The sequence below is a fragment of the Pseudomonas sp. 210_17 TE3656 genome (genome assembly GCF_054821965.1).
This window is the reverse complement of record NZ_JBTRBC010000001.1, coordinates 1,150,558-1,171,259: the sequence shown is the minus strand read 5'-3', so window position 1 is coordinate 1,171,259 and position 20,702 is coordinate 1,150,558. Positions and strand designations below refer to the sequence as shown.

Annotated in this window: 18 protein-coding genes and 1 pseudogene; 13 read left to right on the top strand and 6 right to left on the bottom strand. The window is 60.4% G+C overall.

Going from position 1 to position 20,702, the window contains the following annotated elements:
- Nucleotides 1–7: 7 nt before the first annotated feature.
- The 4 genes and pseudogenes from scpB to arfB all read left to right on the top strand — a co-directional run.
- A pseudogene (gene scpB, locus ACVI9W_RS05535) lies at nucleotides 8–766 on the top strand (SMC-Scp complex subunit ScpB); the annotation flags it as partial.
- 165 nt (nucleotides 767–931) lie between these two features.
- Nucleotides 932–2,071: a 23S rRNA pseudouridine(2605) synthase RluB gene (gene rluB / locus ACVI9W_RS05530; RefSeq protein ID WP_461529418.1), complete on the top strand. Its 1,140-nt coding sequence runs from the start codon at nucleotides 932–934 to the stop codon at nucleotides 2,069–2,071.
- A gap of 628 nt (nucleotides 2,072–2,699) precedes the next feature.
- The gene (locus ACVI9W_RS05525) at nucleotides 2,700–4,118 is read left to right on the top strand and encodes an amino acid permease (RefSeq protein WP_461529417.1); all 1,419 of its coding nucleotides are present in this window, start codon (nucleotides 2,700–2,702) and stop codon (nucleotides 4,116–4,118) included.
- Nucleotides 4,119–4,204: 86 nt separating this feature from the next.
- Complete coding sequence (arfB, locus tag ACVI9W_RS05520) at nucleotides 4,205–4,618, top strand: alternative ribosome rescue aminoacyl-tRNA hydrolase ArfB (protein ID WP_038613496.1); 414 nt, start codon at nucleotides 4,205–4,207, stop codon at nucleotides 4,616–4,618.
- Here the strand turns inward: arfB and ACVI9W_RS05515 are convergent.
- The 5 genes from ACVI9W_RS05515 to phhA all read right to left on the bottom strand — a co-directional run bounded on the left by ACVI9W_RS05515 (nucleotide 4,612) and on the right by phhA (nucleotide 8,613).
- Nucleotides 4,612–5,817, bottom strand: coding sequence for an MFS transporter (locus ACVI9W_RS05515; RefSeq protein WP_461529416.1), 1,206 nt, complete (start codon nucleotides 5,815–5,817; stop codon nucleotides 4,612–4,614). The genes arfB and ACVI9W_RS05515 overlap by 7 nt on opposite strands.
- A 100-nt stretch (nucleotides 5,818–5,917) precedes the next feature.
- On the bottom strand, nucleotides 5,918–6,046 hold the full coding sequence (locus ACVI9W_RS05510; protein WP_256584467.1) for a hypothetical protein: 129 nt from the start codon (nucleotides 6,044–6,046) through the stop codon (nucleotides 5,918–5,920).
- 186 nt (nucleotides 6,047–6,232) lie between these two features.
- Complete coding sequence (locus ACVI9W_RS05505; protein WP_461529415.1) at nucleotides 6,233–7,426, bottom strand: amino acid aminotransferase; 1,194 nt, start codon at nucleotides 7,424–7,426, stop codon at nucleotides 6,233–6,235.
- Nucleotides 7,426–7,782 (bottom strand): 4a-hydroxytetrahydrobiopterin dehydratase, encoded by a 357-nt coding sequence (locus ACVI9W_RS05500; protein ID WP_038613492.1) that lies wholly within the window; start codon nucleotides 7,780–7,782, stop codon nucleotides 7,426–7,428. Before ACVI9W_RS05500 ends, ACVI9W_RS05505 begins: the two co-directional genes overlap by 1 nt.
- A gap of 42 nt (nucleotides 7,783–7,824) precedes the next feature.
- Nucleotides 7,825–8,613, bottom strand: a complete 789-nt coding sequence (gene phhA, locus ACVI9W_RS05495; RefSeq protein ID WP_038613490.1) for a phenylalanine 4-monooxygenase — start codon at nucleotides 8,611–8,613, stop codon at nucleotides 7,825–7,827.
- A gap of 292 nt (nucleotides 8,614–8,905) precedes the next feature.
- Here phhA and ACVI9W_RS05490 point away from each other — a divergent pair, with 292 nt between their 5' ends.
- Entirely contained in the window at nucleotides 8,906–10,465 is a 1,560-nt protein-coding gene (locus ACVI9W_RS05490; RefSeq protein ID WP_342622903.1) for a sigma-54-dependent transcriptional regulator, read from the top strand.
- Nucleotides 10,466–10,587: 122 nt separating this feature from the next.
- Here ACVI9W_RS05490 and ACVI9W_RS05485 read toward each other — a convergent pair whose 3' ends face one another.
- A complete protein-coding gene (locus ACVI9W_RS05485) occupies nucleotides 10,588–10,848 on the bottom strand; it encodes a DUF2790 domain-containing protein (protein ID WP_038613487.1) in 261 nt (86 codons plus the stop codon).
- 405 nt (nucleotides 10,849–11,253) lie between these two features.
- Here ACVI9W_RS05485 and acs point away from each other — a divergent pair, with 405 nt between their 5' ends.
- The 8 genes from acs to aruF all read left to right on the top strand — a co-directional run bounded on the left by acs (nucleotide 11,254) and on the right by aruF (nucleotide 20,664).
- Nucleotides 11,254–13,215, top strand: a complete 1,962-nt coding sequence (gene acs, locus ACVI9W_RS05480) for an acetate--CoA ligase (RefSeq protein WP_422418375.1) — start codon at nucleotides 11,254–11,256, stop codon at nucleotides 13,213–13,215.
- Between the two features lie 576 nt (nucleotides 13,216–13,791).
- Nucleotides 13,792–14,577 (top strand): ABC transporter substrate-binding protein, encoded by a 786-nt coding sequence (locus ACVI9W_RS05475; RefSeq protein ID WP_038613483.1) that lies wholly within the window; start codon nucleotides 13,792–13,794, stop codon nucleotides 14,575–14,577.
- A gap of 90 nt (nucleotides 14,578–14,667) precedes the next feature.
- On the top strand, nucleotides 14,668–15,357 hold the full coding sequence (locus tag ACVI9W_RS05470; RefSeq protein WP_038613481.1) for an ABC transporter permease: 690 nt from the start codon (nucleotides 14,668–14,670) through the stop codon (nucleotides 15,355–15,357).
- Nucleotides 15,354–16,052 carry an ABC transporter permease gene (locus ACVI9W_RS05465; RefSeq protein WP_038613479.1) on the top strand — a complete coding sequence of 233 codons (699 nt, stop codon included), beginning with the start codon at nucleotides 15,354–15,356 and terminating at the stop codon, nucleotides 16,050–16,052. The genes ACVI9W_RS05470 and ACVI9W_RS05465 overlap by 4 nt, the downstream gene beginning before the upstream one ends.
- 66 nt (nucleotides 16,053–16,118) lie before the next feature.
- Complete coding sequence (locus ACVI9W_RS05460) at nucleotides 16,119–16,883, top strand: ABC transporter ATP-binding protein (protein WP_045189755.1); 765 nt, start codon at nucleotides 16,119–16,121, stop codon at nucleotides 16,881–16,883.
- Between the two features lie 98 nt (nucleotides 16,884–16,981).
- Nucleotides 16,982–17,962, top strand: coding sequence for a transcriptional regulator ArgR (gene argR, locus ACVI9W_RS05455; RefSeq protein WP_038613475.1), 981 nt, complete (start codon nucleotides 16,982–16,984; stop codon nucleotides 17,960–17,962).
- Nucleotides 17,963–18,290: 328 nt separating this feature from the next.
- Nucleotides 18,291–19,511 carry an aspartate aminotransferase family protein gene (locus tag ACVI9W_RS05450; protein WP_461529414.1) on the top strand — a complete coding sequence of 407 codons (1,221 nt, stop codon included), beginning with the start codon at nucleotides 18,291–18,293 and terminating at the stop codon, nucleotides 19,509–19,511.
- Nucleotides 19,512–19,644: 133 nt separating this feature from the next.
- On the top strand, nucleotides 19,645–20,664 hold the full coding sequence (aruF, locus tag ACVI9W_RS05445; RefSeq protein WP_157193551.1) for an arginine/ornithine succinyltransferase subunit alpha: 1,020 nt from the start codon (nucleotides 19,645–19,647) through the stop codon (nucleotides 20,662–20,664).
- Nucleotides 20,665–20,702: the final 38 nt, after the last annotated feature.

Here is a 20,702-nt window from a genome sequence, read left to right as displayed (position 1 = left end):
CAACGCCATGAACCTGAATGATCCGCGCGACCTGGCGCCCCTGCTTGAAGCCTTTTTGCTGGCCTCGGGAAAACCGCAATCGCTGGAGCGGTTGTTCGAGCTGTTCGAAGAAGCCGAGCGCCCCGAGCCTGCCGTGTTCAAGAAAGCCCTGGAGGTGTTGCGCAAGTCCTGTAACGGCCGCGCTTTCGAACTCAAGGAAGTGGCGTCGGGCTATCGCCTGCAAATCCGTGAAGACTACGCCCCCTGGGTAGGTCGTTTGTGGGAAGAGCGACCGCAGCGTTACTCCCGCGCGCTGCTGGAGACCATGGCCCTGATCGCCTACCGTCAGCCCATCACCCGCGGCGAAATCGAAGACGTGCGAGGTGTGGCAGTCAACACCAATATCGTCAAGACCCTGCTCGAACGTGAATGGATCCGCATCGTTGGCTACCGTGAAGTGCCGGGCAAGCCGGCGATGTTCGCCACCACCAAGGCCTTCCTTGATCACTTCAACCTGAAGAACCTCGATGATCTGCCGGCCCTGGCCGATCTGCGCGAAATGGAACCGGAGCCGGTGCTGGAACTGGATGATGCCCCGGTGCCGGCCCATCTGCAGGCCCTCGCCGATGAAAGCGCCGAGCCGCAGGAGCCCAAGGAAGAAACCAGCTTCCGTAGCCTGTTGGTCGAGCTCGACTCCATGGAGGAGGGCCTCAAGACCGACTTTGACGACCTGCTGGATGAAGAACCTGCAGCTGAAGGCGCCGAGGTCCTTGATCCGGAGCCCGAAACGCCAAGGCAGTAAGCTTTGGCCTTCGGGCAGAAATAACCGTCGACCTGGAGAATTTCAACTAGTCTCAGGTGCGCTCGGCGCGTGATCAGCGTATGATTCGCGACCTTTTTGGCGCTTGTTCGCCCAATCAGCTTTCAATACTTACACCGGGAGGTGCCCAGCATGAGTGACAAAGACCTGCAAGAAACCCAGCCATTGCCGCCATCAGGCGAGAAACTGCAAAAAGTTCTCGCACGTATCGGCGTGGGTTCGCGTCGTGACGTCGAGGCCTGGATCAGCCAGGGCCGGATCAAGGTCAACGGCGTGGATGCCACCCTGGGTCAGCGCGTCGATCTGCATGATGCGATTTCCGTCGATGGCCGCCTGATCAAGCGCGAAGAGTCCGCCGAGACCGTGCGCCGGGTGATCATGTACAACAAACCCGATGGCGAGATCTGCACCCGCGACGACCCGGAAGGCCGTCCGACCGTATTCGACCGCCTGCCACGGCCGAAAGAAGGCCGCTGGATCAACATCGGTCGCCTGGACATCAACACCACCGGCTTGCTGATGTTCACCACTGACGGTGAGCTGGCCAACCGTCTGATGCACCCTTCCTACGAAATGGACCGTGAGTACGCGGTGCGTGTGCGTGGTGAAGTCGACGAAGACATGATTGCCCGCCTCAAGGCCGGTGTCGTGCTCGAAGATGGCCCTGCGCGTTTCACCGATATTCAGGAAGCGCCTGGCGGTGAAGGCTTCAACCACTGGTACCACTGCGTGGTGATGGAAGGCCGTAACCGTGAAGTGCGTCGCCTGTGGGAATCCCAGGGCCTGGTGGTTAGCCGCCTGAAGCGTGTGCGTTTTGGTCCGGTGTTCCTCAACTCCGATCTGCCGATGGGGCGCTGGCGCGAAATGAGCCAGCAGGAAGTCGACATTCTCGCCGCTGAAGTTGGTCTGACCCCGGTGTCGATGCCAGTCTTGAACCACAAGTCCAAGGACAAACTGGAGCGTCTGCAGCGCAAGTCCACCCGTCCGCTGGGTCGTGGTGAGCGCGTGCGTACCCTGCGTCCGGCTCAGGACGGTGCAGTTGCAGTCGAGCGTCCGGCCCGTCAACCGCGTGGTGGTGAGGCCGAGCGCCCAGCCCGTCAGCCGCGTGGCGCTGAAGCCGAGCGTCCGGCTCGCCAGCCTCGCGGCGAAGCACCGCGCAAGGACACCGGCCGTGGTCGCAGCACCGTGGCGGAACGCCCGAGCGAGATGAACAAGCGTGGCAAGCCGGCGCCCAAGCGTCCAGGCAGCACCCGCAACAAGCCTCGCCCTTAAGGGCTTGAACGAAAAAGCCAACCTTCGGGTTGGCTTTTTTTTTGTCTGTAAAAACCGTGTGTTACAGGCGTCTCCGTAAGCACTGGAAAGTTTTTAAACCGCCATGTAAACAAATCGTTACAAAACCGCCCGCCCCGCAGGGTGGTTTCCGGGATCTGCCGCCGCTGTAAACAGAACTTGCCGCAAAGCCCGGCCCAGTGCGATTTACGTGCACGTCAAGTGCTTGCCCGCAACCCTTGGGAACGGTGAGATGTGTGCCATTGCCGTGTGCAAAGCCGGGCCGGAGAGCCGGGCATTCAATAAGAACAAATGGAGGCGCCATGTACGCCGATTACCCTCCCAGGCTTCATTCTTTCCTCAGGAACGGTGCGTTTTGTCATCAGACAATCACGCAACGTGTTGACCCCTGCGCGTCTGCAGGGGTATACAATGCGCCGCGTTTTACCTGTGACCCCAATGCGTACCGCGCACTCTTGCTGACACCCGGCTGATTTACCCACGGCGTTTGCCCTGGATGGGCAGCAGTTGGCCAAGATCCTCAAGGTAACCACCTTGTTAATTCCGCTGCGCCACGAGCGCGGTGGGTCCGATTCCGTCACAGATAAAAACAATGCAGGTGACTTCGTTCATGAGTGGACAAAACACGCATTCAGGCGAGCTGAAACGCGGCCTGAAAAATCGCCATATCCAGTTGATCGCCCTGGGCGGTGCAATTGGTACCGGGTTGTTTCTCGGATCGGCCGGGGTGATGAAGTCGGCGGGCCCGTCGATGATTCTCGGCTATGCGATCTGTGGCTTCATCGCCTTCATGATCATGCGCCAGCTCGGCGAGATGATCGTCGAAGAGCCGGTGGCAGGTTCCTTCAGTCACTTTGCCCACAAATACTGGGGCGGTTTCGCTGGCTTCCTGTCCGGTTGGAACTGCTGGGTCCTGTACATCCTGGTCGGTATGTCGGAGCTGACCGCCGTCGGCAAGTACGTGCACTACTGGTGGCCTGAGATCCCGACCTGGGCCTCGGCTGCAGCCTTCTTCATCCTGATCAACGCGATCAACCTGGCCAACGTCAAGGTGTTCGGCGAGGCCGAGTTCTGGTTCGCGATCATCAAGGTCCTGGCCATCGTCGGCATGATTGCCCTGGGCAGCTACATGCTGGTCAGCGGTAGCGGCGGTCCGCAGGCTTCGGTGAGCAACCTGTGGGAGCATGGCGGCTTCTTCCCGAACGGGGTGAGCGGCCTGGTCATGGCCCTGGCGATCATCATGTTCTCCTTCGGCGGTCTGGAAATGCTCGGTTTCACCGCAGCAGAAGCCGACAAGCCGAAAACCGTGATCCCGAAAGCGATCAACCAGGTGATCTACCGTATCCTGATTTTCTACATCGGTGCCCTGGTGGTGCTGCTGTCGCTGACTCCGTGGGATAGCCTGGTAGCCAGCCTCGATGCTTCCGGTGGCACCTATGGCGCCAGCCCGTTCGTGCAGGTGTTCTCGCTGCTGGGTAGCGATGTTGCTGCACACATCCTCAACTTCGTGGTCCTGACCGCGGCGCTGTCGGTGTACAACAGCGGCACCTACTGCAACGCCCGCATGCTCTACGGCATGGCCGAGCAGGGCGATGCCCCGGCCGGCCTGGCGAAGATCGACAAGCGCGGTGTGCCGGTACGTTCGATCCTGGCGTCGGCGGCCGTGACCCTGGTGGCCGTGCTGCTCAACTACTTCATCCCGCAGCATGCGCTTGAGCTGCTGATGTCGCTGGTAGTGGCGGCCCTGGTGATCAACTGGGCGATGATCAGCTACTCGCACCTGAAGTTCCGCCAGCACATGGACAAGACTGGCCAGAAGCCGCTGTTCAAGGCGCTCTGGTACCCCTACGGCAACTACGTCGTCCTGGCCTTTGTGGTGCTGATTCTGGGCATCATGCTGCAGATTCCAGGCATCCAGATATCGGTGTACGCGATTCCGGTGTGGCTGGTGGTGATGTTTGCCTGCTACGGCCTGAAGAACAATCGCCAGGCCCGTTGCCTGCCTGAGGCGAGCACTGCGGCCAAGTAAGGCGCAGTGTGTGTTGAAGGAGCCCGGCCTTGCGCCGGGCTTTTTGTTTTTGCGGTATCCTCATGGCCTTATCAGGCCTGTGACCCATGTTGATCATTTCCAATTCCGTGCACATTCCCGACCAGGAAATCGAGCTGACGGCTATCCGCGCCCAGGGCGCAGGTGGGCAGAACGTCAACAAGGTCTCCAGTGCCATGCACCTGCGTTTCGATACTCAGGCCTCATCCTTGCCGCCGTTCTACAAAGAGCGCTTGCTGGCGTTGCGCGACAGTCGCATTACCCGTGACGGGGTGATCATCATCAAGGCACAGCAATACCGCACTCAGGAGCAGAACCGCACAGATGCTCTGGAGCGCTTGCGTGAGTTGATCCTGGCGGCGGTCAAGGTAGAGAAGGCGCGACGTCCGACCCGCCCGACATTGGGTTCGAAAACCCGGCGGCTGGACACCAAGAGCAAGCGTGGAACGATCAAGGCCGGACGCGGCAAGGTCGATTACTGAAGCTTTTGTGATACTCGCGTGGGGAACAGCCGTGCCTGTCGGTACAGGTAAAGGCTCAGCAGCAGGCCGCAGATGGCAGCAATCGCGGCGAACAGGAAGATCGAGGCAAACCCGAACCCTGCAGCAATTGCTCCGGCCAGCGGCCCGGTGATGCCCAGGGACAGGTCGATAAACAGCGAGTAGGCGCCGACTGCCGCGCCGCGATTGGCGGCAGGGACCAGATTCACCGCCTCAACCCCCAGGGCTGGAAACACCAGAGAAAAGCCGAAGCCGCTGAGTGCCGCGCCAGCCAGCGCCAGTTCAGCGCTGGGCGCCAGCCAGAGCAGCAGCAAGCCGGCGGTTTCCACCGACAGACAGACGATGGCTACCCGATAGCCGCCGATTCGATTGATCAGATTGCCGAACAGCAGGCGTGCGCCGATGAAGCAGGCGCCAAACAGGCTCAGGCACAGGGCCGCGTTGTTCCAGGCGTGGCTGGCGTAGTAGAGGGTGATGAAGGTGGCGATGGTGCCGAAGCCGATCGAGCCCAGGGCCAACCCTGCGCCGTGGCCAAACACCCGCCCGAGCACATGCAGAAAGGGCAGGCGCTCGCCACTGACAATGGGAGCGGCGGTCTTTGGCCAGGCCAGCGCCAGGCCGAGCAGGCACAGCAAGACGATGCTGGCGCCCATACTCCACAAGCCCAGTTGCTGCACCAGCACCACACCCAGGGGCGCGCCAATGGCCAGTGCGCCATAGCTGGCGATGCCGTTCCAGGAAATGACCTTGGCGGTGTGCTGGGCGCCGACCCGACCGATCCCCCAGCCAATCGACCCGGAGCCGACCAGGCTTTCAGCGCTGCCGAGCACCAGGCGACCGACCAGCAGGCTCCCCAGGCTCAGCCACGGCGTGTGCTGCAACCAGGCCGAAAGCAGCATGAACACACCGCTCAGGCCACAGCCGGCCAGGCCGTAGAGCACGGCACGCTTGCTACCCTGATTGTCGATGATGCGGCTGGCGTATGGCCGGCTGAGCAGGGTGGCCAGGTATTGCACACTGATGACCAGGCCTGCGACCACTGCGCTGAAGCCCAGATCGTTATGCACATAGCCAGGCAGCACTGCCAGAGGAATGCCGATGTTCAGGTAGCCGATGAAGGTGAAGAGAACGATGGAGACGACTTGCTGGGTGACCGCCAGAGGGCGCGATGAGTCGGGCATGAGCGGCTATTCGTCGGCGGGGAATTCTTGACGGTGTGAAAACGCGTTGACGGGGTAGTCCCTGCATCAGCCGTTTTCACACAGTCTGACTGTTGCGCGGTTATTCCTGGTCGGCGCTGGAAGTTTCGTCGCCGTCGTGGTCAGCCTGGGCTGGTTCGGCGCTGTGAGTGGCAGGTGTCTGCTCTTCTGGGTTCAGGCTTGGGAAGGGAAGATTCGGGATTTCATGCATCTCGTCGTTCCTCGCAAGTGTGTGGAAAGGCTGCGCAAGGCGCGCATGGCTTGTAAAAAGCTCGTGCAGGATACAGGAGTCTGAATGACAGTATGAATTTTCCTGCTTAATGGCTATCGCGGGGCAAGCCCGCTCCCACAGGATTTGTATGATCTCTGTGGGAGCGGACTTGCCCCGCGATGCTTTTCAGCGACAGACGTCAGCGATAGCTGCCGCCAGGGCGTCAAGGCGTGCTGCATCAGCACCCGCGATGTTCGCCCGGCCAGTGCCGACCATGTACACGCTATGCCGCTCACGCAGTTGCTTGACCTGCTCCGGCGACAAGCCGGTGTAGGAGAACATCCCGCGTTGCGCGGCGATGTGGGCAAAGCGTTCGCTCAGACCGTGAGGTGCCAGTGCCTCGACCAGCCCGACCCGCAGTTGGGCAATGCGCTGGCGCATGGCCTCGACTTCTTCGACCCACAGCTGCTTGAGCGCGGCATCGCCGAGAATCTGCGCGACTACCGCAGCGCCATGATCCGGCGGCGTCGACCACAGGTTGCGCGCCAGCAGGGCCAGTTGGCTGCGAACATCCAGCAGCTTCTCGGCATCATCGCTGCACACCAGCAGGGCGCCGGTGCGGTCGCGGTAGAGGCCGAAGTTTTTCGAGCAGGAGCTGGTGATCAGCAGTTCGGGCAGCTCAGCGGCAAACAGCCGTACCGCCCAGGCATCTTCTTCCAGGCCATCGCCAAAGCCTTGGTAGGCGAAGTCGATCAGCGGCAGCAACTCGCGGCGGCGGACCACTTCCAGTACGGCGCGCCAGTCGTCCTGGGACAGGTCGAAGCCGGTCGGGTTGTGGCAGCAGGCGTGCAATAGCACCACGTCGCCTTTCGGTGCCGCTTCCAGCGTGGCCAGCATCCCGCTGACGTTGAGGCGGTTATCCGCACCGACGTAAGGGTAGTGGCTGACCTTGAGGCCGGCACCGGCGAAGATGGTTTCGTGGATCGGCCAGGTCGGATCGCTCAGCCAGATGCCGCGGCCCGGCAGGCAGTGTTCGATGAACTCCGCGGCAAGGCGCAGGGCGCCGGTGCCGCCCGGTGTCTGGGTGGCACCGGCGCGTTTGCTGGCCAGCAGGGGCGAGCCGCTACCCAGCACCAGTTCACTGATCAGACGACCGAATTCAGCGTCGCCATGGCCGCCGACGTAGCTCTTGCTCGACTGTTGGTCGAGCAGGCGCTGTTCGGCGAGTTTGACCGCCGCTGGAATCGGCGTTAGGCCCTGGGCGTCCTTGAAGACGCCCACACCCAGGTCAAACTTGTCTGGGTTGCTGTCGTTGGCGTAGGCCTCCATCAGTCCCAGGATCGGATCACCGGGTACGCGCCCGATTGCGCTGAAGTGCATTACTTGCGGCCTTCGGCGGTTTTGGCGACCTCGTCGGTACGCGCAGCCATGATGAAGTCGTTACGGTGCAGGCCTTTGATCGAGTGGCTCCACCAGGTCACGGTGACTTTGCCCCATTCGGTCAGCAGGCCAGGGTGATGGCCTTCAGCTTCGGAGATCTCGCCGACGGCGTTGGTGAAGGCCAGGGCGTGTTTGAAATTCTTGAACAGGAAGACTTTTTCCAGCTGCATGATGCCGTCACGGACTTCGATGTTCCAATCCGGGATCTGCTTGATCAGTACCGGCAGTTCTTCATCGCTAACCTGTGGAGCGTCGGCACGGCAGGCTTCGCAGTGAGCTTGGTTCAAGGCGTTCATAAGGTTTTCCGCAAGTGGTTTGTTATTGGTTTGCAAGGTGGCTCAGGCAGCAACCTTAGGTGGAAATTTCGGTGCGTGCAGGCCCATCTTCATCGCTGTGTGAACCATGCCCATGATGTCTTCGTGGGCCAGGTCGAACAGGCGCTTGAGGTTCGGCAAGGCAAAGTACAGCGGTTGCAGGATGTCGATGCGATACGGCGTGCGCATGGCTTCCAGCGGGTCGAAGGCCTGGTGCTCGGGCTCGTCGGACAGGCTGTAGACGGTCTCTTTCGGCGAAGAAAGGATGCCGCCGCCATAGATCTTGCGACCCTGCGGGGTATCGACCAGGCCAAACTCGATGGTCATCCAGTACAGGCGGGCCAGGTAGACGCGCTCTTCCTTGGTGGCCTGAAGGCCGAGTTTGCCGTAGGTGTGGGTGAATTCGGCGAACCAGGGGTTGGTCAGCAGCGGGCAATGGCCGAAGATCTCGTGGAAAATATCCGGTTCTTGCAGGTAGTCGAGCTCTTCTTCGGTACGAATGAAGGTCGCCACCGGAAAGCGCTTGCTGGCCAGCAGCTCGAAAAAGGTCTGGAAAGGAATCAGCGCAGGCACGCGGGCGACTTGCCAGCCGGTGGTGGCGCCGAGCACCTTGTTGATCTCGCCCAACTGCGGGATGCGGTCGTGCGGCAGGCCCAGTTGTTCGATGCCGTCCAGGTATTCCTGGCACGCGCGGCCCTCGATCACTTTCAGTTGGCGGGTAATCAGGGTGTTCCACACCGCGTGTTCCTGTTGCGGGTAGTCGATAAACCCTTGCGCATCGGGCTCGCGAGCCACGTATTGCGTCTGTTTCATACTGCTCTCCTGCTGAGGGCCGTTCTTGTTATGTGATCAAGCCGTTGCTTAAGAGATAACCCGCTGAGCCGCACTTTGCATCGGTTCGCCAGCGTCTGGGACTGGCTAAGTGGCGGGTTTTCTGTAACGATTACTTTACGGATTTGGCAGAGGGCCGAAAAATCGAGGGGTGTTGGGCCTCGGTAACCGGTGTTTTGTCACGTAATCTTTACGAAAATTCTTCCGAGTTGGTAGAAAATTCCCAGCCCGCTGGCTGTCAGGGTTTGTTCCAGACCTATTAGTAGGACACTTCATGCGTATCAAAGTGCATTGCCAGAACCGCATCGGCATTCTGCGCGACATCCTCAATCTGCTGGTGGAATACGGCATCAACGTCGCCCGCGGCGAGGTCGGCGGCGAGCATGGCAATGCCATCTACCTGCACTGTCCCAACCTGATCAACTTGCAGTTCCAGGCCTTGCGGCCCAAGTTCGAGTCGATTGCCGGGGTGTTCGGGGTCAAGCGTGTGGGCTTGATGCCGAGCGAACGGCGGCATATGGAACTCAATGCCTTGCTGGGGGCGCTGGATTTCCCGGTGCTGTCGATCGACATGGGCGGTTCCATCGTCGCCGCGAACCGGGCGGCGGCGCAGTTGCTCGGGGTGCGGGTGGATGAGGTGCCGGGTATCCCCTTGTCGCGTTATGCCGAAGACTTTGACTTGCCGGAGCTGGTGCGGGCCAACAAATCGCGGATCAACGGCCTGCGGGTCAAGGTCAAGGGCGATGTGTTCCTGGCCGACATCGCGCCGCTGCAATCCGAGCATGACGACAGCGAGGCCCTGGCAGGGGCGGTGTTGACCCTGCACCGTGCCGATCGCATTGGTGAGCGTATCTATAACGTGCGCAAGCAGGAGTTGCGCGGCTTTGACAGTATTTTCCAGAGCTCGCGGGTAATGGCTGCGGTGGTGCGCGAGGCTCGGCGTATGGCGCCGCTGGACGCGCCACTGTTGATTGAAGGGGAGACCGGCACCGGCAAGGAACTGCTGGCCCGTGCCTGTCACCTGGCCAGCCCGCGTGGGCAGGCGCCGTTGATGGCGCTCAATTGCGCCGGCCTGCCGGAATCCATGGCCGAGACCGAGTTGTTCGGCTACGGGCCGGGTGCATTCGAAGGTGCGCGGGCTGAAGGCAAACTGGGTCTGCTGGAGCTGACCGCAGGCGGCACGTTGTTTCTTGATGGCGTAGGTGAAATGAGCCCGCGCTTGCAGGTCAAATTGTTGCGCTTTCTGCAGGATGGCTGCTTCCGTAGGGTCGGCAGTGACGAGGAGGTGTATCTGGATGTGCGGGTTATCTGCGCGACCCAGGTCGACCTCTCGGAGCTTTGTGCGCGCGGCGAGTTCCGCCAGGATCTTTACCATCGCCTCAATGTGCTTTCACTGCATATCCCGCCGCTGCGCGAGTGCCTGGATGGCCTGCCACCGCTGGTCGAGCATTTTCTCGATCAGGCCAGTCGCCAGATCGGTTGCCCGTTGCCGCGCCTGGCCCCGGCGGCCATGGAGCGCCTGAGCCAGTATCACTGGCCGGGTAACGTGCGTCAGTTGGAGAACGTATTGTTCCAGGCGGTATCGCTGTGTGATGGCGGGGTGGTTAAAAGCGAACATATTCGCTTGCCAGACTATGGTGCGCGGCAACCGCTGGGTGAGTTTTCCCTTGAGGGTGACCTGGGCGAGATTGTCGGGCGCTTTGAAAAAGCTGTGCTGGAACAACTGATGGGTGAATATCCGAGCAGCCGGGCGTTGGGTAAACGCCTTGGAGTTTCACATACCACGATAGCCAACAAGTTGCGCGAACACGGTGTTGGCAAGTCGGCAGAGTAAATAAGCTGTAATGACAGAAATGTCAGCGTGGATTAGTTGTAGCGCAACGATTCAATATCGATTGTTTGAACCGCGCGCCTCGGTCAGCGGCGATCGAGGCGCGGCGAGCGGTAATCTTCAGATTATCCGTTGGAGCAACCGTTACCCATCACACGGTACTCGAGAATATGCCGCTGGCCCTGCGAGTCCTCATAGGTCATGCGCGCCGGGACCACTTCGCAGACGTTCGGGACTTCGCTCATGGAAATGACTTTGGCGATGTCCAGGTGCTGCGAGTAACTGTACTGTTCAACCGGAATCTGCTCGGCGCCGCCGTTTGCAACTTCGTCGGCCACCGCCACGCTGCAAAGACTGCCAAGTGCCAATACCAGTAAAGCTTTCATTTTCATTTTACCTGTCTAAGGTCGTAAGGGGGCACGCAGCGCTTGTGGCGCCGCGTGTACAACTAACGTTCAACTATCACAGTTATCTCGGGATTAACGGCCTTCGTGGGGGCTGTAACAAGAAGTTAATCGCGATGCCGTTGCTGGCGGGGCGAATTTTAGGGGCGGGCGCTTGTGTTAAACAGATGATGTTTTGATAAACACTGTTGGCGAAAACTGTAACAATCGCTCGCTTGACATCTTCGGAATTTATTTTCTCTGCGCACATGCCCGGCCTTGAGCCTGCGGTCAATTGCATGGGTGCAAAAGAGCAGGGCGTTACTACCAACGTCGAATGGCCTAGCGGGTCTGGTACAGTTACAACGAGGTCATACAAAAACAACTATTACACCGAGGTAGATAAAGATGAGTGCGGCTCCCCTGTATCCCGTTCGTCCCGAGGTTGCGGCCACCACCCTGACTGATGAGGCGACCTACAAGGCCATGTACCAGCAGTCGGTGATCAACCCGGACGGCTTCTGGCGTGAGCAGGCGCAGCGCCTGGACTGGATCAAGCCCTTCACCAAGGTCAAACAGACCTCCTTCGACGACCACCATGTCGATATCAAATGGTTTGCCGACGGCACTCTGAACGTCTCCTACAACTGCCTGGACCGCCACCTTGCCGAGCGTGGTGATCAGGTCGCAATCATCTGGGAAGGCGACGATCCTTCCGAGCACCGCAACATTACCTACCGCGAACTGCACGAACAGGTGTGCAAATTTGCCAACGCCCTGCGCGGTCAGGACGTGCACCGTGGTGACGTGGTGACCATCTACATGCCGATGATTCCCGAGGCCGTAGTCGCGATGCTGGCTTGCGCCCGTATCGGCGCGATCCACTCGGTGGTCTTCGGTGGCTTCTCTCCCGAGGCGCTGGCCGGACGCATCATCGACTGTAAGTCGAAAGTGGTGATCACCGCCGACGAAGGTCTGCGTGGCGGTCGTCGCACGCCGCTCAAGGCCAACGTTGACCTGGCCCTGACCAACCCGGAAACCGCCAGCGTGCAGAAGATCATCGTGTGCAAACGCACCGGTGGCGACATCGCCTGGCACCAGCATCGTGACATCTGGTACGAAGACCTGATGAAGGTCGCTTCCAGCCACTGCGCACCGAAAGAGATGGGTGCCGAAGAAGCGCTGTTCATCCTCTATACCTCCGGCTCCACCGGTAAGCCCAAAGGTGTGCTGCACACCACCGGCGGCTACATGGTCTACGCCGCGCTGACTCATGAGCGGGTGTTCGACTACCGTCCGGGTGAGGTCTACTGGTGCACCGCCGACGTCGGCTGGGTGACCGGTCACAGCTATATCGTCTACGGCCCGCTGGCCAATGGCGCGACCACGGTGCTGTTTGAAGGTGTGCCGAACTATCCGGACATCACTCGCGTGTCGAAGATCATCGACAAGCACAAGGTCAATATCCTCTACACCGCCCCGACCGCCATCCGCGCAATGATGGCTGAAGGTCAGGCTGCGGTTGAGGGTGCCGATGGCTCGAGCCTGCGCTTGCTCGGTTCGGTGGGTGAGCCGATCAACCCGGAAGCCTGGAACTGGTACTACCAGACCGTTGGCAAAGAGCGTTGCCCGATCGTCGACACCTGGTGGCAGACCGAAACCGGTGGCGTGCTGATCAGCCCGCTGCCAGGTGCTACCGCGCTGAAGCCGGGTTCGGCAACCCGTCCATTCTTCGGTGTGGTGCCGGCGCTGGTGGACAATCTGGGCAACCTGATCGATGGCGCTGCCGAAGGCAATCTGGTGATCCTCGATTCCTGGCCGGGCCAGTCGCGTTCGCTGTATGGCGATCACGATCGTTTCGTCGACACTTACTTCAAGACCTTCCGTGGCATGTACTTCACTGGTGACGGCGCCCGTCGCGATGAAGACGGTTACTACTGGATCACTGGCCGCGTCGATGACGTGCTCAACGTTTCCGGGCACCGCATGGGTACAGCCGAGATCGAAAGCGCCATGGTTGCCCACCCGAAAGTCGCCGAGGCAGCAGTGGTCGGTGTGCCGCACGACATCAAAGGGCAGGGTATTTATGTCTACGTCACCCTCAATGGTGGCGAGGAGCCGAACGAAGCGCTGCGTCTGGAGCTGAAAAACTGGGTACGCAAAGAGATCGGTCCGATTGCCTCACCGGATGTCATCCAGTGGGCGCCGGGCCTGCCCAAGACCCGTTCGGGCAAGATCATGCGTCGCATCCTGCGCAAGATTGCCACTGCCGAGTACGACGCCCTGGGCGATATCTCGACCCTGGCCGATCCGAGTGTGGTCCAGCATCTGATCGATACCCATAAGGACATGAGCAAGGCGTCCGCCTGAGTCTGAGGTTGCTTCGCAGCCTATCGCCGGCAAGGCCGGCTCCCACAGGGGCTGCATACTCTGTGGGAGCTGGCCTTGCCGACGATGAGGCCCTCATGTGTTACTCAAAAGCCCCTTCGGAAATCTGCCGACGGGGCTTTGTGCTTTCTGTTACTCCGACAATCATCGGTAACCATTCTGTCACCCCAATTGCTCGCCAGCGGGGCAAAGCGAAACGTTTTCGCCCGCTAACAGGGCGTTTCCTGAGCTGATTTCAACCCGCTGAAACGCTACGCTTGCCGGATTAGAAGGCTTTGCCAATAATAGGCCCGCTTATTGCTTCATTGATTGGTTATTTGTCTTTTGCTTTTGCATATTCCGCGAAAGCTGTCAATATCTCCGGCCTCGCGTTCCTGCGCTTCTGTAACTAGTTGTCGCATTGAAGAAATATCGGCTTCGGTGCTGTCGTTAAAATGCCGATCACTCGCTCGTGGCGTTCGACCTTCGTCGACCCCGCGCAGCTCGCGTTGTACCCATTCGCATATCGGGCAGAAGTTTCACGCTGCCTTGTATTGCCCTTTACCGATGGAGTTCCAGATGAAGAAACTCGCACTGCTTGGCGCACTGGCGCTGTCCGTGTTTTCCCTGGCATCGCTGGCTGATGAGAAACCGCTGAAAATCGGTATCGAGGCCGCTTACCCACCGTTCGCCTCGAAGGCGCCAGACGGCAGCATCGTCGGCTTCGACTACGACATCGGCAACGCCCTGTGCGAAGAGATGAAGGTCAAGTGCACCTGGGTCGAGCAAGAATTCGACGGCCTGATCCCGGCACTGAAAGTGCGCAAGATCGACGCCATCCTCTCGTCCATGTCGATCACCGAAGATCGCAAGAAGTCCGTGGACTTCACCGGCAAGTACTACCTGACCCCGGCGCGCCTGGTGATGAAGGAAGGTACCACCGTCAGCGACAACCTGGCTGAGCTCAAGGGCAAGAAAATCGGTGTTCAACGTGGCTCGATCCACGACCGTTTCGCCAAGGAAGTCCTGGCTCCGCAAGGCGCCACCATCGTTCCTTACGGCACCCAGAACGAAATCTACCTGGACGTTGCAGCCGGTCGCCTGGATGGCACCGTGGCCGATGCTACGCTGCTTGAAGATGGCTTCCTCAAGACTGACGCTGGCAAGGGCTACGCCTTCGTCGGTCCGTCCTTCACTGACGTGAAGTACTTCGGTGACGGTGTCGGCATTGCCGTGCGCAAGGGCGACAAGGCCAACCTGGATCGCATCAACGCTGCCATCGCCGCTATCCGCGCCAATGGCAAGTACAAGCAGATCCAGGACAAGTACTTCAACTTCGACATCTACGGCCCTGAAGCCAAGTAAATCGTCGACGTTTCACCTGTGTAATGGTGCAAGCAGCAGAGGCTCTGAGGTTTGCACCATTTTTTCATCCCTAAGGTCGAGGACCTCATCATGTTGAAAGGCTACGGGGCAGTTATCCTCGACGGCGTGTGGCTTACGCTGCAGCTTGCCTTGTCGTCCATGGCCCTGGCCATTGTACTCGGCCTTATCGGTGTGGCCCTGCGCCTGTCGCCAGTGCGCTGGCTGGCGTGGCTGGGCGACCTGTATTCCACGGTGATCCGCGGGATCCCCGACCTGGTTTTGATCCTGCTGATTTTCTACGGTGGTCAGGACCTGCTCAACCGCGTAGCACCGCTGCTCGGTTATGACGATTACATCGACCTTAATCCGCTGATGGCGGGTATCGGTACCCTGGGCTTCATTTTCGGTGCCTACCTTTCGGAAACCTTCCGTGGTGCCTTCATGGCGATTCCCAAGGGCCAGGCCGAGGCTGGCATGGCTTACGGCATGAGCAGCCTGCAGGTGTTCTTCCGGGTCATGGTGCCGCAGATGATTCGCCTGGCGATTCCAGGCTTCACCAACAACTGGCTGGTCCTGACCAAGGCCACGGCGCTGATTTCGGTGGTCGGTCTGCAGGACATGATGTTCAAGGCCAAGCAGGCGGCAGATGCCACCCGCGAACCTTTCACCTTCTTCCTGGCGGTCGCGGCCCTGTACCTGGTGATCACCAGTGTCTCGCTGCTGGCCCTGCGTTACCTCGAGAAGCGCTACTCGGTTGGCGTAAAGGCGGCTGAACTATGATTTTCGACTACAACGTCATCTGGGAAGCGCTGCCGCTGTACCTGGGCGGTTTGCTGACCACCCTCAAGCTGTTGGCGCTGTCGCTGCTGTTCGGTTTGCTGGCGGCGATCCCGCTGGGGTTGATGCGGGTGTCCAAGCAGCCGCTGGTGAACATGACCGCCTGGCTCTACACCTACGTAATCCGCGGCACGCCGATGCTGGTGCAGTTGTTCCTGATCTACTACGGTCTGGCTCAGTTCGAAGCCGTGCGTGAAAGCTTCCTCTGGCCATGGCTGTCGAGTGCGACCTTCTGTGCCTGCCTGGCCTTCGCCATCAACACCAGTGCCTACACTGCGGAAATCATTGCCGGCAGCCTCAAGGCCACGCCCCATGGCGAGATCGAAGCAGCCAAGGCCATGGGTATGTCGCGGGTCAAGATGTACCGCCGCATCCTGCTGCCATCGGCGCTGCGCCGGGCACTGCCGCAGTACAGTAACGAAGTGATCATGATGTTGCAGACCACCAGTCTGGCGTCGATCGTCACCCTGATCGACATCACCGGTGCGGCGCGCACGGTCAACGCCCAGTACTACCTGCCGTTCGAAGCCTATATCACCGCCGGCGTGTTCTACCTGTGCCTGACCTTCATTCTGGTGCGCCTGTTCAAGCTGGCTGAGCGCCGCTGGCTCGGCTACCTGGCGCCGCGCAAGCACTGAGGCCTGCGCCAACTTTTTCGCCCTGAGCGTTAGCTCAAGACTGACTGCTTTGTGAGAATCGACAGCATGTACAAACTCGAAATCCAAGATCTGCATAAACGCTACGGCAGTCACGAAGTGCTCAAGGGCGTGTCCCTGGCGGCCAAGGCAGGCGACGTGATCAGCATCATCGGTTCCAGCGGTTCGGGAAAAAGTACCTTCCTGCGCTGCATCAACCTGCTTGAGCAGCCGCATGCGGGCAAGATTCTGCTCAACAATGAAGAGCTCAAGCTGGTGGCCAACAAGGACGGCGCGCTCAAGGCCGCCGATCCCAAGCAGCTGCAGCGCATGCGCTCGCGGCTGTCGATGGTGTTCCAGCACTTCAACCTGTGGTCGCACATGACCGCGTTGGAAAACATCATCGAAGCGCCGGTTCACGTGTTGGGTATGTCGAAGAAGGACGCCCTGGAAAAAGCCGAGCATTACCTGGCCAAGGTGGGTGTTGCTCATCGTAAAGACGCCTACCCTGGGCATATGTCCGGTGGTGAGCAGCAGCGTGTGGCGATTGCCCGTGCGCTGGCCATGGAGCCGGAAGTCATGCTGTTCGACGAGCCGACCTCGGCGCTCGACCCCGAGCTGGTCGGTGACGTGCTCAAGGTCATGCAGGCGCTGGCCCAGGAAGGCCGGACCATGGTGGTGGTGACCCACGAGATGGGCTTTGCCCGCGAGGTGTCGAACCAGTTGGTGTTCCTGCATAAAGGTCTGGTGGAAGAGAGCGGCAACCCACGCGAGGTGCTGGTCAATCCGCAATCCGAGCGTCTGCAGCAATTCCTTTCGGGCAGCCTCAAGTAAGATTGCTGATCCGCACCAAAATGGGTCATGCTGCGAGCTCGTCGCAGCATGTCCAGGCTCTATCTTCTTGACCCCTCTCAGGTTTCGGACCGCATCCCATGACCACCCAGCGCATCGGTTTTCTCATCTGGCCCAGCACCAAAGCCCTGACCCTGGCGCTGGCCGAAGAGGTTTTGCGGGTTGCCCAGCGCGTCCATCCAGAGGTGGTCTACGAGTTGGCGTTCCTGCAGGCCGAGCCTGCGGCCGAAGGCGCCTGGCGCTTGCCGGGCGAGCCGTGGGCAGGGCGCCTGGAAGGTCTCCAGAAGCTGTTTTTGCTGGCTGACGAGCCGCCTCAGGCGGTGGCATCCGGGCTGGCCAGTGCGCTCAAGCAGTTGGCCCGTGCCGGTTGTGTCGTCGGTGGTTTGTCGGCGGGCGTTTACCCGTTGGCGCAGCTGGGTTTGCTCGACGGCTATCGTGCGGCAGTGCACTGGCGTTGGCAGGATGATTTTGCCGAGCGTTTCCCCAAGGTTATCGCCACCAGCCACCTGTTCGACTGGGATCGTGATCGCCTGACCGCGTGTGGCGGGATGTCGGTGATCGACCTGTTGTTGGCGGTGCTGGCCCGCGATCATGGCGCCGAGCTTGCCGGTGCGGTGTCGGAAGAATTGGTGGTCGAGCGGATTCGCGAGGGCGGTGAGCGCCAGCGCATTCCGTTGCAGAACCGCCTGGGTTCGAGTCATCCGAAGCTGACCCAGGCCGTGCTGCTGATGGAGGCCAACATCGAAGAGCCGTTGACCACCGATGAGATCGCTCAGCATGTGTGCGTTTCGCGGCGTCAGCTGGAACGAATCTTCAAGCAATACCTCAATCGCGTGCCGAGTCAGTACTACCTTGAGCTGCGCCTGAACAAGGCGCGGCAGATGCTGATGCAGACCAGCAAGTCGATCATCCAGATCGGTTTGTCTTGCGGCTTCTCTTCGGGGCCGCACTTCTCCAGCGCTTATCGCAATTTCTTCGGCGCAACGCCGCGGGAAGATCGCAACCAGCGACGAAGCAGCAGCCCTTTTGAGTTGTCTTCGGTGCCTGCCGAGCGCGGTTAGTTTTTTATCGCGGTGTTGTCTATGTTGTAGGAGCGGATTCATCCGCGAAGGGTCGCAACGCAGCCCTGAAGACGGGCCTGCTGCGCAGTCCTTCGCGGATGAATCCGCTCCCACAGAACCGTCCATACAGAATCTCCCACCCATCCCTGCACACCGTTTAAACTGCGCCTTTGCGACCCTATTTGTCGCATTGCCGTAAGCCTTGGTAAAACAGGGTTTGGCGCTATAAGAAGTTGTCGCTTGGCGACAAGGTCGGGCGCCGATCTGTCCTTACAATCCCCCCATCGCTCGCCAGTTTCAGGCAGGCGTTCCTCTTCAGGAGACTCCGATGTCCGTTGAGCAAGCTCCGGTGCAACGCGCCGATTTCGACCAGGTAATGGTTCCCAATTACGCACCGGCGGCCTTTATCCCCGTTCGTGGTGCGGGCTCCCGAGTCTGGGATCAGTCGGGCCGCGAGCTGATCGACTTCGCGGGCGGGATTGCCGTAAACGTGTTGGGTCATGCACATCCGGCGCTGGTTGGCGCGCTGACCGAGCAGGCCAACAAGCTGTGGCACGTGTCCAACGTGTTCACCAACGAACCGGCGCTGCGTCTGGCCCACAAGCTGGTCGACGCGACCTTCGCTGAGCGCGCGTTCTTCTGTAACTCCGGCGCTGAAGCCAACGAAGCCGCGTTCAAGCTGGCCCGTCGTGTCGCCCATGACCGTTTCGGCCCGGAAAAGCACGAAATCATCGCCACCGTTAACAGCTTCCACGGTCGTACCCTGTTCACCGTGAGTGTCGGCGGTCAGCCGAAGTACTCCGACGGTTTCGGCCCGAAAATCACCGGCATCAGCCATGTGCCGTACAACGATCTGGAAGCGCTCAAGGCGCAGATCTCCGACAAGACCTGCGCCGTGGTCATCGAGCCGATCCAGGGTGAGAGCGGTGTGGTCCCGGCAGACGTCGCTTACCTGCAAGGCGCCCGCGAGCTGTGCGACAAGCACAATGCGCTGCTGATCTTCGACGAAGTGCAGACCGGCGTTGGCCGTACCGGTGAGCTGTTCGCCTACATGCACTACGGCGTGACCCCGGACATCCTCTCCAGCGCCAAGAGCCTGGGCGGCGGTTTCCCGATCGGCGCCATGCTGACCACCGAAGCCCTGGCCAAGCACCTGGCCGTCGGCACCCACGGCACCACCTACGGCGGCAACCCGCTGGCGTGCGCCGTGGCCAATGCCGTGCTGGACGTGGTCAACACCCCTGAGGTGCTGGCGGGCGTCAAGGCCAAGCATCAGAAGTTCAAGGCCCGCCTGGAGCAGATCGGCGAGAAGTACGGCCTGTTCACCCAGGTGCGTGGCATTGGTCTGCTGATCGGTTGCGTGTTGTCCGATGCCTGGAAAGGCAAGGCCAAGGACGTGTTCAACGCCGCCGAGAAAGAAGGCCTGATGGTGCTTCAGGCTGGTCCCGACGTTGTGCGTTTCGCCCCGAGCCTGGTGGTCGAGGATGCCGATATCGACGAAGGCCTGGATCGTTTCGAACGTGCTGCGGCAAAACTGACCCAGGCCTGATAAGCGCCTGCGGTGCTTTCGCCGGCCCTTCGGGGCCGGTGAATCCGAATTCCAGAGCCAGTGCCCAACGGGCGCTTGCTGATTTTTCCTGTGCCGGCGATGGCTGGCCTGTTTTCCCGAAAGGAGTGACACCATGCTGGTGATGCGCCCCGCGCAAATGGCTGATCTGGGCGAAGTACAGCGTCTGGCAGCGGACAGCCCCATTGGTGTCACGTCCTTGCCGGATGATGCCGAGCGTCTGAGCGACAAGATTGCCGCCTCGGAGACGTCCTTCGCTGCCGAAGTCAGTTTCAACGGCGAAGAGAGCTACTTCTTCGTCCTGGAAGACAGCGGCACCGGCAAGCTGGTCGGCTGCTCGGCGATCGTCGCCTCGGCGGGTTATTCCGAGCCGTTCTACAGCTTCCGCAACGAGACCTTTGTGCATGCTTCGCGCGAGCTGAAGATCCACAACAAGATCCATGTGCTTTCGCAGTGCCATGACCTGACCGGCAACAGCCTGCTGACCAGCTTCTACGTCCTGCCAGAACTGGTCGGCACCGGCTGGTCGGAGCTCAACTCCCGTGGTCGCCTGCTGTTCATGGCCGCTCATCCCGAGCGTTTCGCCGACTCGGTGGTGACCGAGATCGTCGGCTACAGCGACGAGAACGGTGATTCGCCGTTCTGGGATGCCATCGGGCGTAACTTCTTCGACCTCAACTACGCCGAGGCCGAGCGCCTGTGTGGCCTCAAGAGCCGGACCTTCCTGGCCGAGCTGATGCCGCATTACCCGATCTACGTGCCGCTGCTGCCGGATGCCGCGCAAGAGGCCATGGGCCAGGTGCATCCGCGTGCGCAGATCACCTTCGACATCCTGATGCGCGAAGGCTTCGAGACCGATCATTACATCGACATTTTCGACGGTGGCCCAACCTTGCATGCGCGGGTCTCGAGCATCCGTTCGATTGCCCAGAGCCGCGTGGTGCCGGTCAAGCTCGACAGCGCCGTGGTCAAGGGCGGGCGTCCTTACCTGGTGTGCAATGGCCAGTTGCAGGATTACCGCGCCGTGCTCCTGGAGCTGGATTGGGTGCCTGGCAAACCGGTCACCCTGAGTCTTGAAGCCGCCGAAGCCCTGGGCGTCGGTGAAGGCGCCAGTGTGCGCCTGGTCGCGGTTTGATTCCTGCGGTTCGATAACCGAGCCCCCAGGTCGAGTTT